This is a genomic window from Candidatus Hydrogenedentota bacterium (assembly GCA_019637335.1).
GTDB lineage: Bacteria > Hydrogenedentota > Hydrogenedentia > Hydrogenedentales > JAEUWI01 > JAEUWI01.
Genome location: JAHBVV010000010.1, coordinates 126,533 through 140,978, shown reverse-complemented (window position 1 = coordinate 140,978; position 14,446 = coordinate 126,533). Strand labels below are relative to the sequence as shown.

11 protein-coding genes are annotated in these 14,446 nt (G+C 64.6%); 9 read left to right on the top strand and 2 right to left on the bottom strand.

All coding sequences use genetic code 11. The features are described from left to right. Window positions 1-32 precede the first annotated feature (32 nt). The 6 genes from KF886_13070 to purE all read left to right on the top strand — a co-directional run bounded on the left by KF886_13070 (window position 33) and on the right by purE (window position 8,318). The gene (locus KF886_13070; protein MBX3178287.1) at window positions 33-1,610 is read left to right on the top strand and encodes an oxidoreductase; all 1,578 of its coding nucleotides are present in this window, start codon (window positions 33-35) and stop codon (window positions 1,608-1,610) included. A gap of 39 nt (window positions 1,611-1,649) precedes the next feature. Continuing rightward, window positions 1,650-4,163: a DUF2309 domain-containing protein gene (locus KF886_13065; GenBank protein MBX3178286.1), complete on the top strand. Its 2,514-nt coding sequence runs from the start codon at window positions 1,650-1,652 to the stop codon at window positions 4,161-4,163. Between the two features lie 72 nt (window positions 4,164-4,235). After that, window positions 4,236-5,459, top strand: coding sequence for an ATP-grasp domain-containing protein (locus KF886_13060; GenBank protein ID MBX3178285.1), 1,224 nt, complete (start codon window positions 4,236-4,238; stop codon window positions 5,457-5,459). Between the two features lie 23 nt (window positions 5,460-5,482). Further along, window positions 5,483-6,388: a sulfate adenylyltransferase subunit CysD gene (gene cysD, locus KF886_13055; GenBank protein MBX3178284.1), complete on the top strand. Its 906-nt coding sequence runs from the start codon at window positions 5,483-5,485 to the stop codon at window positions 6,386-6,388. Window positions 6,389-6,529: 141 nt separating this feature from the next. Beyond that, window positions 6,530-7,771: a 50S ribosome-binding GTPase gene (locus KF886_13050; protein ID MBX3178283.1), complete on the top strand. Its 1,242-nt coding sequence runs from the start codon at window positions 6,530-6,532 to the stop codon at window positions 7,769-7,771. Window positions 7,772-7,802: 31 nt separating this feature from the next. Then, window positions 7,803-8,318, top strand: a complete 516-nt coding sequence (gene purE, locus KF886_13045; protein ID MBX3178282.1) for a 5-(carboxyamino)imidazole ribonucleotide mutase — start codon at window positions 7,803-7,805, stop codon at window positions 8,316-8,318. Between the two features lie 32 nt (window positions 8,319-8,350). Here the strand turns inward: purE and KF886_13040 are convergent, their stop codons facing one another. Continuing rightward, entirely contained in the window at window positions 8,351-9,769 is a 1,419-nt protein-coding gene (locus KF886_13040; GenBank protein MBX3178281.1) for a PQQ-dependent sugar dehydrogenase, read from the bottom strand. 208 nt (window positions 9,770-9,977) lie between these two features. Here KF886_13040 and KF886_13035 point away from each other — a divergent pair, with 208 nt between their 5' ends. Next, a complete protein-coding gene (locus tag KF886_13035; GenBank protein MBX3178280.1) occupies window positions 9,978-10,823 on the top strand; it encodes an endonuclease/exonuclease/phosphatase family protein in 846 nt (281 codons plus the stop codon). Here KF886_13035 and KF886_13030 read toward each other — a convergent pair. Beyond that, on the bottom strand, window positions 10,820-11,797 hold the full coding sequence (locus KF886_13030; protein MBX3178279.1) for an aldo/keto reductase: 978 nt from the start codon (window positions 11,795-11,797) through the stop codon (window positions 10,820-10,822). The genes KF886_13035 and KF886_13030 overlap by 4 nt on opposite strands. Before the next feature lie 238 nt (window positions 11,798-12,035). Here KF886_13030 and KF886_13025 point away from each other — a divergent pair, with 238 nt between their 5' ends. Both KF886_13025 and KF886_13020 read left to right on the top strand, forming a co-directional pair. Continuing rightward, window positions 12,036-12,992 carry a prolyl oligopeptidase family serine peptidase gene (locus tag KF886_13025; GenBank protein ID MBX3178278.1) on the top strand — a complete coding sequence of 319 codons (957 nt, stop codon included), beginning with the start codon at window positions 12,036-12,038 and terminating at the stop codon, window positions 12,990-12,992. Between the two features lie 159 nt (window positions 12,993-13,151). Beyond that, complete coding sequence (locus KF886_13020) at window positions 13,152-14,438, top strand: metallophosphoesterase family protein (GenBank protein ID MBX3178277.1); 1,287 nt, start codon at window positions 13,152-13,154, stop codon at window positions 14,436-14,438. The last annotated feature ends 8 nt before the right edge of the window (window positions 14,439-14,446 follow it).

Sequence of the window (14,446 nt, the reverse complement as noted above, 5' to 3'; positions counted from 1 at the left end):
AACTTTCGCCAGTTTTATGGAAGGCAGCCCGTATGAATCCAATCATCCTCATCATGACCCTCGCCGGACCCACCCTGCTGGCCAGCGTAGCCCTGTTGGCGCGCTTCAGTGGCGGCGGGCCGCGAATTGTGTTGTTCGCGAGCCGAATCGCCACCGCCGTGGCGTTGTTGGTCGCCCTCGGCAGCGCCGCCTACACCGCGCTCGCCGGTCCGGCCACGGGGCACATCACCGGTTGGGGGCCGTTCTCCCTGGCCATCCGGCTGGACGCGCTCAGCGTGACGATGCTCTTGCTGGTGGCGTTCATCGGCGCCGTGGTGGTCCAGTTCAGCCGGAACTACGTGGACGGTGACCCGCGTCAGGGGTGGTTCACCGGGCGGCTGTGCCTTACCCTGGGAACGGTGCTGATTCTGGTTCTCGCGGGTAGCCTGTTCCAGCTTGTGTTGGCCTGGATCGGGACGAGCGTCGCGCTCCACCGCCTTCTGCTCTACTATCAGGACCGTCCGAGCGCCGTCCTGGCGGCCCGCAAGAAGTTTATCTGCTCCCGCATTGGCGACGCCTTCCTCGTGCTGGCGGCGATACTGCTCTACGCCGCCTTCGGCACGGGCGATATTGCGCAGATGCTGAAGATGGCCCGGGAAATGTCCGAATCCGGCGAAGCGCCCACATCCGCGGTCGCCGCCGCGTTATCACTGGTCATGGCGGCCCTGTTCAAATCCGCGCAGTTTCCCGTTCACGGGTGGCTTACGGAGGTCATGGAAACGCCGACCCCCGTGTCGGCGCTGCTTCACGCGGGCATCGTAAACGCGGGCGGATTTCTGATGGTTCGGATGGCCGATGTCTTGGTCATCTGTCCGCCGGCGATGTACCTTCTGATTGTCGCGGGCGGCGTGACCGCCCTCGTCGCGACGGCGGTGATGCTCACCCAAACCAGCGTCAAGGTGGCGCTGGCGTGGTCCACGATCGCGCAGATGGGTTTCATGCTGCTCCAGTGCGGCCTGGGCGCATTTTCCGCCGCCGCCCTCCACATTGTGGCGCACTCGGTCTATAAGGCCCATGCGTTCCTCTCGGCGGGGAGCGCGGTCGACGCCGCGGCCGCCCTGCCCGCGACCGCCCCCTGCCGCGGCCCGCGCCCCGCGGTTCTGGCCGCAGCGGCGCTGATCGCAACCCTGATATTCCTGGCGTGCGGCGCGCTCTGGGGCGTCTCCCCGCGGGAAAAACCCGCTATCGTAGCGCTCGGCGCGGTGCTCATCATGGGCCTGACGCATCTCCTGGCCCGGGGGCTTGCCGGCGCCAACGGCGATCACTTCCCGGCGCGCTTGCTGACCGGCGTGACCCTGCTCTCGATGGCCTACTTCGGCCTGCAAGCGGGGGCATCCTGGATCCTGAACGGGGTTGTGCCCGCCGCGGTCCCGCTCGATACGTTCGGCCTGGCCGCCACGGCCACCATTGTCCTGCTGTTCGGCGGAATCAGCGTTGCCCAGCTCTACGCGGCCCACTGGCTTCCCCGCTTTCCAAGTGTGTATGTGCACCTCGCCAATGGCCTCTACGCCAACACCCTCCTGAATGGCCTGATGCGCTCCCCGAGTTTTGCGGCTGACGCACGAAACTAGTTCCCGAAAGGTCTGAAATTGATTGACGCCACCCCCACTGTGCCTGTTGCCACGACGACACCGCCCCCCGCCACACCCCGGATTCGGAAGGCGGTGCGGCGCGCGGCGAATGCCGTGGCGCCCTGCTGGCCGCTGAAGGATTTCGTGGCCGTAAACCCCTTCCTCGGCGTGATCGACCGGTCCTTCGGTGATGCGGCGGAGACCCTGGCGCGCGCCGCGGGGGCCCGCCTGTTCATGCCGCGCAGTTTCTACGCCGAAGCAATTTCATCCGGTCGAATCTCCACCGAGGACCTGGCCAATGCGCTCGCTATGGAACCTGAAGCGGCGCGCGCCGTCGGCGACCTGCATGCCCTACGGGTCGCCATCCTGCGCGACAATGCCGCCGGCGCGCCCCCCGCGCCGCTACCAACCGTCAGCGCGGCGGCGGCGGACTGCACCGGCGCGCCCTGGGTTGAGTACGTGACGGAACACGTATCCCGCTGGGCAGGCCGGTATTTCGACGAAGGCCAGGCCCTGCTGCCCTCGCCCTTTCGCAATCTTGCGCCTTATGCGGCCTGGCGCGCCGAGGCGATCCACGACCGGACGCCGGCGCTGCTCGGCCTGCCCGGTTTCCGGGGCGCGGCCGCATTCCTTCCGGAGACGCCCGAGGACCTGATCCACCAGGCGGTTCACGTCCTGGGAATTCCCGAGGACGGCATGGAACGTTATTTTCACCGGCTCCTGATGACGCACGGAGGCTGGTCCGCCTACGTCCGTTACCTGGACTGGCAGCGTGAACTTCGCGGCGAGAAGCCCGAAGTACTGGCGGAACTCCTCGCGATCCGGCTGGCCTGGGAGCTTATCCTGTACACCGGCCTCGCTGGCCAGGGAATTCAGGAAACCTGGCGCGACCTGCGCCCGGGCTTGTCCGTCTCCGGCGACGAAGGCAAGAACGCGTTCGCTTTCGAAGTCATTTTGCAGCGAGCCTACGAGCTCGGCTGGCAGAAGCAGATTGTCGCGGGCTTCAAGCCCCAGTCCGCCGCCCGCGCCGCGGACCGGCCCGCGATCCAGGCCGCGTTCTGCATTGACGTCCGCTCCGAGGTATACCGGCGCGCTCTGGAAGCAACCGGAAGGGATGTCGAGACCATCGGTTTCGCCGGTTTCTTCGGCCTCCCCATGGCGTACAAGCCCCTGGCCCAGCCGGAAGCCCGGCCCCAGTGCCCCGCCTTGCTTGCGCCGCGCTTCACGGTATGCGAGACCCTGGCGAACGCGGCCCCGGGAGAAGAAGCGGATACCCGGCGGCAGCACCGCGCCTGGCGCAGGGCCCAGCTGGCATGGAAGTCGTTTAAGCTCGGCGCGGTTGCCTCGTTTGGCTTCGTGGAAACCCTCGGAATTTCGTTCGCGGTTAAGCTGGTCACGGACTCGCTGGGCCTTACGCGTACGACGCCGCGCCCGGAAGGAGCGGGGCTCCCGGCGGCTCTCCGCAAACGTCTGACGCCGTGCCTGGCTCCCGCAAACCAGGGCGGTCAGCCATACGGTCTGGAGCCCGACACGCGGGTCGAACTCGCCGCCGGCATCCTGAAGGCCATGGGGCTGCGCGAAGACATCGCGCGGATCGTGATGTTGGCCGGACACGGTTCCACGTCGGTAAATAATCCCCACGCCGCTGGACTCGATTGCGGGGCCTGTGGCGGTCACAGCGGCGAGGCCAACGTACGCGTCCTGGTATCCCTCTTGAATGACCCGGAAGTCCGGGCGGGCCTCAAGACTCAAGGCGTTGAGCTGCCCGCGGACACGGTATTCGTGGGCGCCGTTCACGATACCACCACGGACACGATTACGTTGTTTGACACCGGCCTGGTCCCCGAATCCCATGCGGACGACCTTCAGACGCTCCGTTCGCGGCTCGAAGCGGCCTCCCGCAAGGTGCGGCGTGAGCGTGCGCCTCGGCTGGGACTTGACGCGCACCCGGCGCTGGAACAGGCCCTGACGCGGCGGGGCCGTGACTGGAGCCAGGTGCGCCCGGAATGGGGCCTGGCGGGTTGCGCGTCGTTCATCGCCGCGCCCCGGCGCCGCACCCGCAATCTGGACCTTGGGGGTCGGGCCTTTCTCCACTCGTACGATTGGAGCCAGGACGAGAACTTTGGTATTCTTGAGTTGATAATGACCGCTCCCCTGGTGGTCGCAAGCTGGATCAACCTGCAGTATTACGGCTCCGCCGTGGACAACCGGGTATTCGGAAGCGGGAACAAGACCCTGCACAATGTTACGGGCGCCCTTGGCGTGTTCGAGGGCAATGGCGGGGACCTGCGGGTCGGCCTGCCGTGGCAGTCGATTCACGATGGCGAGCGCCTGATGCACGAACCCTTGCGACTCACTTCGATTATTGAAGCGCCCGTGGAAGCGATGGGGAGCGTTATTGAGAAGCACGAAAACCTGCGCAATCTCCTCGATCATGGCTGGATATGCCTCTACGCCATGGATGAACAGGGCGTAGTGCGGCATCGCTACGCCGGCGATGGGCGCTGGGATGAGGTCAAAGCCTCCGAAGGGCTTCGGGTCGTGGCGGCGTAAAATCGGTGGTGAGCCTGTTCGGCGGGCGCCAGATTCGACGGCGCGCGCCCGGCGGTACGACAGGAGTATGGATTGTCTATTCAGGATGGAAAAATAAGGCTGGGCATCCTTGGCGGTGGCCAGCTTGCCCGTATGATCGCCCAGGCGGCCCTGCGCGATGGCCTTCAGCCCATTGTGCTCGCGGCGTCGCGCGAAGAGCCCGCCGCCATCGAAGGCGTTCAGTGGGTCTGCGGCGCGCTGAATGATCGGGACGCCCTGAACCAGCTCTTCGCCCGCGCCGATGTAGTCACAATTGAAAATGAGTTTCTCGATGTTCCCCTGTTGCGCGGTGTGCTTGAAGCCCATCCTGATGTGGCGCTGGCGCCGGGTCTGAAGAGCATCGCAACCGCCCAGGACAAACTCGCGCAAAAGGAACTCTTCGCGCGGCTTGAACTCGACTCGCCCGCGTACGAAGTTGTGGAAACGACCGCCCTGGCGCAGGAGCTTCCGCGGCTTCGCCAGCGTTTCCCCGAGGGCTTTGTGCTTAAATTCGCGCGCTTCGGCTACGACGGGCGGGGTAATTTCCCCGTACGCCCCGGCGCCCCGATTCAGGAGTCGGACCTGGCGCAGTTCTGCGGCGCGGCGGACGCGGTCGGCTCGACGATCTATGCGGAACAATTCGTCGATTTTACCGCCGAACTCGCCATGGTCGCCACCCGGACGCGCGAGGGACGCTCCCAGTGCTTCCCGCTCGTGGCAAGCGTGCAGGAGCGCGGAATCTGCCGGGAAGTTTCCGGGCCGGCGTTGCGGCTCGGCGTGGAGCCCCGGCTGGCGCGGGAAGCCGCCGAAGCGATTACGAGAATTGCCGATGACCTGGACTTCCGCGGGACCCTGGCCGTCGAATTCTTCCTCAGCCGCGACGGGCAGCTCCTGATAAACGAAATGGCCCCGCGCGTTCACAATTCGGGCCATTACACCCTCTACCGGGACGAGCCGAGCCAATTTGACCTGCACGTCCGGGCCGTGATGGACGACGTCGTCCCGGCGCCGGCCGTCGAGGCCCTCGCCGCGATGCGCAACATCCTCGGCCCGCCGAACATCGCGCCCAGCCTACCCTGCGCGAGGCCGACCCTCCCCCCACCCGACGGGATCGAGCTGCACTGGTATGATAAACGCACCGTATCCCCCGGCCGAAAAATGGGGCATCTTACCGGGCGCGCCGCCACCGCCGCCGAACTGAAACAGCTCCTCGCCGCCATGCGCTCCTACGAGGACCGTCTCTGGTCCAACCTCGCCGCCATGCGCCAGGCAGGTTGAGCCCCCAAAGGACCTTACTGAATATGCACGCCTACGATCTCCCCCACCTCGCCCAGCTCGAATCCGAAGCCCTATTCGTAATTCGCGAAGTAGCGGCCATGCACGAGCGGCCGGCCCTTCTTTTTTCGGGCGGCAAGGACTCCATCGCCCTCGTCCGGCTGGCGCAGAAGGCGTTTTATCCCGCGCCAATTCCGTTCCCGCTGGTCCACATTGATACCGGGCACAATTTCGAGGAAACCATTCGATTCCGCGATTCGCTGGTCGAGGACCTCGGCGCAACCCTGGTTGTCGGGCATGTGCAGGAGACCATCGACGCCGGTCGCGTCCAGGAAGAGCGGGGCCCGAGGGCGAGCCGAAACCTGCTCCAGACCGCCACCCTGCTCGAAACCATCGAGCGGCGCCGGTTCGACGCGCTGTTTGGCGGCGCGCGGCGCGATGAGGAAAAAGCGCGGGCGAAGGAACGCTTCCTGAGCCACCGCGACGAATTCGGGCAATGGGACCCGAGAAACCAGCGGCCCGAGCTCTGGAGTCTGTTCAACGGGCGCAAGCACCCGGGAGAACACTTCCGCGTGTTCCCGCTGAGCAACTGGACTGAGATGGACGTCTGGCAGTATATCGCGCGCGAGGAACTGCGCGTCCCCGAGATCTATTTTGCGCACCGCCGCCCAGTTTTTCAGCGCGACGGGCTCTGGATGGCCGATTCGCCCTGGCTGCAACGCCTCGAAAACGAGTATGTCGAAGAGCGTGTCGTTCGCTTCCGCACGGTGGGCGATATTACCTGCACCGGCGCCATTGAATCGAACGCCAGCACCCTCGAAGAGATCGTGCGCGAGGTGGCCGCCGCGCGCGTCACGGAGCGGGGCGGGCGCGCGGACGATCGCCGTTCGGAATCCGCGATGGAAGACCGCAAGAAGGCGGGGTACTTCTGAGTGCGGCGGCCGTTGCGCTTAAGACAGGTTCCCCCATCCCCGCGAGCGTGGACATCCAGGGTCGCGATCACTCAAGCTCTTGAAACCCCAGCCGGAGAAGCTATGTTGCTCAAGGAACTGGATCAGGTGGACAACAGTCAGATGGGGCTGCTGCGGTTTACGACCGCGGGCAGCGTGGACGATGGGAAGAGCACCCTGATCGGGCGCCTGCTCTACGACTCCAAGTCCATCTTCGAGGACCAATTGGACGCCCTCACGCACACCAGCCGCCTGCGCGGGGAGGATGGGCCGAACCTCGCCTTGCTCACCGACGGCCTTCGCGCGGAACGCGAACAGGGCATTACCATCGACGTCGCCTACCGCTATTTCGCCACGCCACGCCGCAAATTCATTATTGCCGATACCCCGGGCCACATCGAGTACACGCGCAACATGGTGACGGGCGCGTCGACGGCCAATCTCGCCATTGTCGTGCTTGATGCGCGCAAGGGTATTGTGGAGCAGACCTGCCGCCACGCGTTCATCGCCTCGCTGCTGCGCATTCAGCATCTCGTGCTATGCGTGAATAAAATGGACCTCGCCGGGTACAGCGAGGAACGATTCGAGGAGATCTGCCGGGACTTCCGCGCCTTCTCGAGCAAGCTGGCGATTCCCGACATCCGCTATATCCCCATTTCCGCGCTGCAGGGCGACAACGTCGTGGAGCCCTCCGCGAACATGCCGTGGTATGGCGGCCCGACGCTCCTGTACACGCTGGAAACGGTGCAGGTAAGCGCGGACCACAACCACGTGGACGCGCGATTTCCCGTACAGTACGTGATCCGGCCGCGGTCTGACGCCTTTCACGATTTTCGCGGCTACGCCGGGCGCGTCCACGGCGGCGTGTTCAAGCCGGGCGACGAAGTGCTTGCCCTGCCTTCCGGCCAGCAGAGCCGGATCCGCGCCATCGAGCAGTTCGACACCCCGCTGGAGGAGGCGTTCGCGCCGATGTCGGTGACGATCCTGCTTGAGGACGAAATCGATCTCGGCCGCGGCGACATGCTCGTAAAACCCGCCAATCAGCCGAGCACCGGCCAGGACCTCGACCTGATGGTCTGCTGGCTGAATCCGAAGCCCCTGCAGCCGGGCGGGAAGTACGCCCTGAAACACACCACCCGCGATGCGCGTTGCATTATCAAGCAGGTACACTACAAAATAGACATCAACACCCTGCACCGCGTTCCGGATGACATCGCCATCGGAATGAACGATATCGGTCGAATCCAGATCCGGGCGTCGCAACCACTCATGTATGACCCCTACGCCAGAAACCGCGCCACCGGCAGCCTTATCCTGATCGACGAATTCACCAACGAGACCGTTGCCGCCGGGATGATCCTGTAGGCCGCGCAAACGCCCCAGAAGCGAGAGACACATGGAAACCACACCGCCGGCGCGCGTCGCCATTATCATGGGCTCCAAGTCCGACCTGCCCGTCATGCAGGAAGCGGGCGACGCCCTCGCCACGCTCGGCGTAGCCTATGAGATGGCTGTGGTCTCCGCGCACCGCACCCCGATTGAAATGGCCGAATTCGCGCTGAAGGCCGCGGATCGCGGCATCCGCGTGATCATCGCGGGCGCCGGCGGGGCCGCCCACCTTCCCGGTATGGTCGCGGCCCACACGCCCCTGCCCGTCATCGGCGTCCCGGTGCCTATTGGACACCTCAGCGGGATGGACGCGCTGCTTTCCATCGCGCAAATGCCCCGCGGCGTGCCGGTGGCCACCGTCGCCATCGGCGGCGCCTTCAACGCCGGCCTGATCGCGGCCCAAATCCTCGCGGCGGGGGGCGAGTCTCCCAATCTCGCGCTCCTGGAACGGCTCCATGAGTACAAGGAATCCCTCCGGAAGAAGGTTCAGGAGATGCAAATAGAAACGCCGCCACAGGCCTGAGCCCATGGCGGCGAAAACGCTCCGCAGCCGGATCAATAGGTCCGGTCGGATTTCTTTGTCAGCTTGAGGATGGCGTCGGGGCTGTTCGTGAGCACGTACACCGCGCCGTCCGGCCCGGCGACCACCTGGCGCACGCGACCGGCGTTTTTCAGGATGACCTCCTCGTGCATGACGCGGTCCTCGTCCACCTGCATCACGGCGACCGATTCATACTTAAGGGCGCCGACCAGCAAGGCCCCCTCCCACTCGGGGAACTGGCTACCGGAGTACACGTCCATCCCGCAGACGGCGATCGACGGCAGCCAGTAGAAGCTTGGCTGCTCCATTCCTTCCTTCCGCCGGATCGAGGAGACTTCGGTGCCGTTGTAATTCCGACCGTACGTGATCACCGGCCACCCGTAGTTCTTGCCCGCCCGAATCGCGTTCAGTTCGTCGCCGCCCATCGGGCCGTGCTCGTTGGCCCAGAGCAGGCCGTCGCCGGAATGCCACGCCAGGCCCTGCGGGTTCCGGTTTCCGTAGCTGAAAATCGACGGCATCGCGCCGGGCGTGTTCACGAAGGGGTTGTCCGCCGGAATGGATCCGTCGCGGTTCACGCGGTGCACCTTGCCGTTCGGCACGCTCAGATCCTGCGCCATATCCTGCGATCCGCGATCCCCGATCGAGAAGTAGAGGCGTCCCGCGTCATCAAACACGATCCGGCAACCAAAGTGCACCCGCCCCGTCAGATAACTCTCGCGCGGCGCCTCGAAGACCACCTGCTCGTTCGTCCAGGCGCCATTCTCAACCTTACCCCGCACAATCCGCGTCATCGAGGGAACACGTTCAGACCCGCCGGTCAGGCCGTGGCTGTACGCGAGATACACCCAGCCGTTTTCCGCGTAGCCCGGATCCACAGCCACCTCCAGCATGCCGCCCTGGCCCTCGACCACCACCTCCGGTGTCCCGGATACCGGTTTCGGATCAAGCTTCCCGTCCTTCACGATCCGAAGCGGGCCGGGCCGCTCGGTCACCAGCGCGGTACGCTCATCGGGAAACGCGATGCCCCAGGGAATCTCCAGATCGGTGACCCACTGCTCGACGTCCACGACATAGTCCAGGGTCTGAACCTCCGAAGGCGGCGCAGGTCGCGTGACCCCGCGTTCTTTTTCCGCATTCAGGATGAAATCCGTGATCGCCTCAATCTGGGCATCGTCCAGGGTGGACTCGTAAGCCGGCATGCCCAGGTGCGTAATGCCATGCTTGATATTCCGCGCCACGTATCCCTTCCCTTCACCAAACTGCCATACGCCGTCAAGCATGCTCTGCGCGTTGCCGCCCTGTAGCTCGGCGCCGTGGCATTGCGCGCAGTACTGGCCGTAGAGGGCTTTCCCATCGGGTCCGGGCTGTGCGAAGGCCCCGTACGCGGGCAGAAAGAGGCATGCGACGATGGCGGCGAATAGAATTTTTCTCACGATTTACTCCTGTTTGTGTAGGTTTGAGTTGATCACGAGCCGATCACAGGCGATCCGAGCCGCAAACGGATCGGCGCACGACGCCACTGCTGCCGGGCGCGCCGCGAGCATCAATTATAGGGGATGCGACGCATTGCCTTCCATGACGCGATCCGTCTACGCTGTATTCGCCGGACGGCAGAAAGTCAATTCATGAAAGGAAACACCGATGAACCGCCGAGCCTTCCTCGTCACCAGCGCCGCCGCGAGCGCCTTCCTGGGCGCGCCGCTTCGCGCCCCCGCCCAACCCGCCGGGGGATTCACCACAATCTCTTACAACGTGCTGGCCTGCCGGGGCTATCCCTACCTGGACACCGACACGGAACGCGGAGCCCGGGCCGCCGCTCAGATGGCGGACCGCGTCGCCATGGAGTTGGCGCTGTATTCGCCGGACATCGTGACGTTTCAGGAGTCACCGGCGGAAGCGGTCGCCGAACAGATTGCTAACGCATTGGGCCTGTCGCATGCGTGGTTTCCCGGGGGCTTTCCGGGCACGATAATCAGCCGTTTTCCGATATCGAACAGTGTCAATCATTCCAAAACCGACGATAGCCATCCAGCGGATTTGTTCACGCGCCATTTCTGCCAGGCTTCCCTTCGCCACCCCGACGGCGAAATTACGCTATTCAGCGCACACCTACACCCCAGCGATGCGGCCGTGCGGGAGCGAGAAGTAACCGCGATACTCGAAGCTATGAAACCCGCGCTGGACGCGGGGGGACCGGTCCTATTCCAAGGCGATTTGAACCACGCGCCCGACGGGCCGGAATACGCACGATGGGAAGCCGCGGGGCTGGTCGACGCCGCCACCCGCGCAAGTGACGCGCCCGGGATGACCATCCGGAGCGACAAGCCGTCGCGGCGCATCGACTACATCTGGGCGGGCGGCGCGCTGGCCTCCCGCATTCGCGATTGCCGGGTGCTGTTCGAAGGCGCGTTTCGGACGAATCCGGACGACCCCGGTTCGTTCGCGCTGAGCGACCATCTTCCCGTGTTGGCCCGGTTTGCGGATTAACCCGGTGTAAGCCCCTCCGCGATCATTTTTTCCTGAACATCCTTGTGCCAGGCAGTCTTGTAGGCCTCGAAGCGCCCGTCTTCGCCGGAGGGTTTCGTGCGCTCGCGCAAATCCGCCATTTCGGCCTCGTCCATGGGCGTGAAGGCTTTCGCCACGGCCAGATTCTGCTTTAGTTCTTCCATGGACTGCATGCCGGAGACCACAGTGGACACGGGCAGGGACATGGCGTAGCGCAGGCACTCGGCGACGGACGCCGTTCCCGCCTGCATCACGCCGCCGCCCGCGAGCGTTTTCATGGCGATGATGCCCATATTCTTTTCCAGGGCCAGCGGGAGCACCTTCTGCTGGAAACTCCAGAAATGGTAGTCGAGGACGCTCATGGGCATTTGCACCGCATCGAAGGGGAAGCCGCGATCAATCATTTCGAGGTGTATGCTGGTCAGGTGATGTCCGGTAAAGCCGATGTACCGGATCTTGCCCTCCTCCTTCGCCTTCAGCAGGTATTCGAGCACGCCTTCGGTGTACACCTGCGCCGGGTACTCTGGTCGAACCACCTCGTGCACCTGCCACAAGTCAATCATATCCACGTCGAGCCGCCGCAGGCTCTCTTCCAGGTATTTCCGGGCCAGATCCGCGTTCCAGGCCTGCCCCTTTGTCATCAGGAAGACCTTGTCGCGGTAGCCATCCTTCAACGCCTGGCCCATGAGGGTCTCACTGCGCCCGCCATGGTAGGCCCACGCGTTATCGAAGAAGTTGACCCCCTCGTCGACCGCGGCGCGCATGATGGCGATGGACTGCTCGTCCGTGACGTCCTTCATGCCGATGTGGGCGCCGCCCACGCACAGCAGGGACACCTTCTCCCCGGTCTTTCCCAAGTCGCGGTAGGGCATGCCCTCGCGCTTCTCGGCCCAGGCGGGCGCACCCAGGAGCGCGGCGCCGGCCAGCGAGGTTCCAAGAAAGCTTCTGCGGTTCATCGACATCGTTTGTACCTCCTGAGTTGAACGAACATCCTGGGGCACCGACGGTATCCAGCTGCAACCGGCACGTAGAGCCCATATTGGCTTGCGCCACGCTAATCACTATAGCATAGCCATCGAATCCGGGTTTCGGGGGAAAAAGTCGCCGTTGATTCATTTTCGGCGCGCCGCGAATATAGTGGCAGCGCCCCTTCGAGCTGGCCGCCGGAACCAGGCAGCGCCCGGGACAAAGTCCATGCATAGCCATTCAATCGCCCTAGTTTTCCGTGTCGCCGCAGTCGCGGCCAGTGCTATCATTTTCGTGGGCTGCCCCGCCACACCCGATCGAATCCGTCACACCCTGGAGCACGACGGGCGCGAACGTGGGTATTTGCTTTATGTCCCCCCCGCGCTCCCGCCCGATCAGACTGTTCCCCTGATCCTGGCCCTGCACCCCTTCGCCGGCACGGGCGACAGCTTCGCCATTACGACGGGCTTCGACCTGATCGCCCGCGAGGAGGGCTTCATCGTCTGTTATCCGGAGGGGGTAAGCTTTCTCTGGAACGGCGACCCCACGGACGAGTCCGGTAAACAACTCCTCGTAGAGGACGCGGACGATGTCGGCTTTATCGGCGCGCTGCTGGATCACCTCCTCGCCGAGTATCCCATTGATCCCGCGCGGGTCTACGTGTGCGGCGCGTCCAATGGTGGCCTGATGGCCCAGCGGCTCGCGTGCGAATTGTCCGATCGCTTTGCCGCCGCCGCGTCGGTCATGATCACGCTGCCCGAGGGCTTCGACAACGCATGCGCGCCGGAATCCCCAATCCCCATGCTGATCCTATTTGGGACGGAGGACCCCTTCTTCCCGTGGGAAGGCGGAGCCGTTCAGCAGGGCCCCGCGAACGCCCGCACCTACCTTTCGGCCCGCGAGGCTATCGGGTACTGGGTCGAATCGAACCGCGCGGTGAGTCCCCCCAATATCATGCTGTGGCCTGACGCCGACCCAAACGACGGGACACGCGTCCTTGTCGAACGCTACCGCGCCGGACAGGACGGTGCGCCCGTCCACTTCTACCGGATCCATGGGGGCGGGCACACGTGGCCCGGCAGCGCGCCATCCTGGATCGAGACGCCGGCCGGCGTCGGGCGCACGTCCCGGGATATCGACGCCAGCCGGGCGATTTGGGAGTTTTTCGCGCTGCATAGCCGGTAGTTGGCGGCCTTCGGCGGGACGGTCTCGCATCGGGGTGTGCGAACGCGCGACGGCTTGCAATTGACCGCCGGAAACCGTTACGGTGCGGCTGTTGAGCCGCACTTCGGCCTGAAGCGAAGTGATTGCCCGTTTGCGGCAATCCCGACCATGGAACAATGCATGATGAAGTATATCGTTCGCCCCCTCTGCGCGCTGTCGCTGCTTTTCGCGGGATCCGCCCTGGCCCAGGAGGCCCTGGAAAAATCCGAAGTCCTGCCGGTTTCCACGGAACCGCGACACGTCCGCATCACCTGGATGGAAAACCCGCAGCGCGAGGCCGTCATATCCTGGTCGACCACCGCGCCCTGCACCGGTAACCGCGTTTCCTACGACACCCAATCGCGGGGCGGCGATCTGGACGCCTACGCGATGCACGTGCGCGACGTTCACAGCGGCGAGTTCACCCGAACCGAAGACGACCTGGCCTATGGCGAGCCGCCGCTCTACTACCACCACGCCTATCTCTCCGGGCTGGAACCCGCCAAGGCGTACTTCTTCGTCATCTCCAGCCAGGGCCAGCACTCCCGCGAATACCATTTCATTACCGCGCCCGACGACGGCCGCAATGTCAGCATTCTCTTTGGCGGCGATTCGCGCATCGGCGGATCGGAACCATACCTGCACAAGGACCGGCGCGGGATGAACCAGCGCATGAAGGCCCTGGCCGAGGCGGACGGCGACATAATCGCGTTTTGTCACGGCGGCGACTTCTACCAGCGCGCCGAACTGCGCTACATGCGCCCCTGGTTGACCGACCACGAGCTGACCATCACCGACGGCGGCAGGATCATCCCGATCGTCCCCGTACGCGGGAACCATGATCGCGCGATCGGGTTCGAAGAGATGTTCTGGTGGCCGGAGCGCGCTCACGACTATTACTACGTTACGCAACTCACCGGCGAGATCGCCCTGGTCACGTTGAACACCGAAATCAGCCTGGCGGGCGAGCAGCGCATCTGGCTCGATGCGCAACTCAAGGAGCTGCGACCGAAGAACCGCTGGCTCTATGCTCAGTACCACAAGCCCTCCTATCCCAGCGTCCGCGGATGGACCGATGGCGAGGACCGGCGCCATTACTTCGTTCCGCTATTCGAGAAGTACAACGTGGACATCGTCACCGAGTCGCACGATCACGCCCTGAAGCGCACCCTGCCCATCCGCGATGGCGGCCCCCACGAGCAAGGCATCACCTATATCGGCGATGGCGGCCTCGGCGTCCCGTTGCGCACCCCGGATCCGGCGCGCTGGTACCTGCAGAGCCCCGGCCTGGCCAAGTCGGAATTTCACGTGCATCTGCTGGAATTCACGCAGGAGAGCCTCCGCGGACGGGCCTACGGGATGGAAGGGGAAATCCACGACGACTTCACCATCCCCGTGCAGGTTCTGGAAACAGTCGCGGCCGAATAGCGGGAAGA

Coding starts and splice junctions, on each gene's coding strand:
- KF886_13070 (MBX3178287.1), top strand. CDS start 33: ATGAATCCAATCATCCTCATCATGACCCTCGCCGGACCCACCCTGCTG.
- cysD (MBX3178284.1), top strand. CDS start 5,483: ATGCACGCCTACGATCTCCCCCACCTCGCCCAGCTCGAATCCGAAGCC.
- KF886_13050 (MBX3178283.1), top strand. CDS start 6,530: ATGGGGCTGCTGCGGTTTACGACCGCGGGCAGCGTGGACGATGGGAAG.
- purE (MBX3178282.1), top strand. CDS start 7,803: ATGGAAACCACACCGCCGGCGCGCGTCGCCATTATCATGGGCTCCAAG.
- KF886_13035 (MBX3178280.1), top strand. CDS start 9,978: ATGAACCGCCGAGCCTTCCTCGTCACCAGCGCCGCCGCGAGCGCCTTC.
- KF886_13030 (MBX3178279.1), bottom strand. CDS start 11,797: ATGAACCGCAGAAGCTTTCTTGGAACCTCGCTGGCCGGCGCCGCGCTC.
- KF886_13025 (MBX3178278.1), top strand. CDS start 12,036: ATGCATAGCCATTCAATCGCCCTAGTTTTCCGTGTCGCCGCAGTCGCG.
- KF886_13020 (MBX3178277.1), top strand. CDS start 13,152: ATGATGAAGTATATCGTTCGCCCCCTCTGCGCGCTGTCGCTGCTTTTC.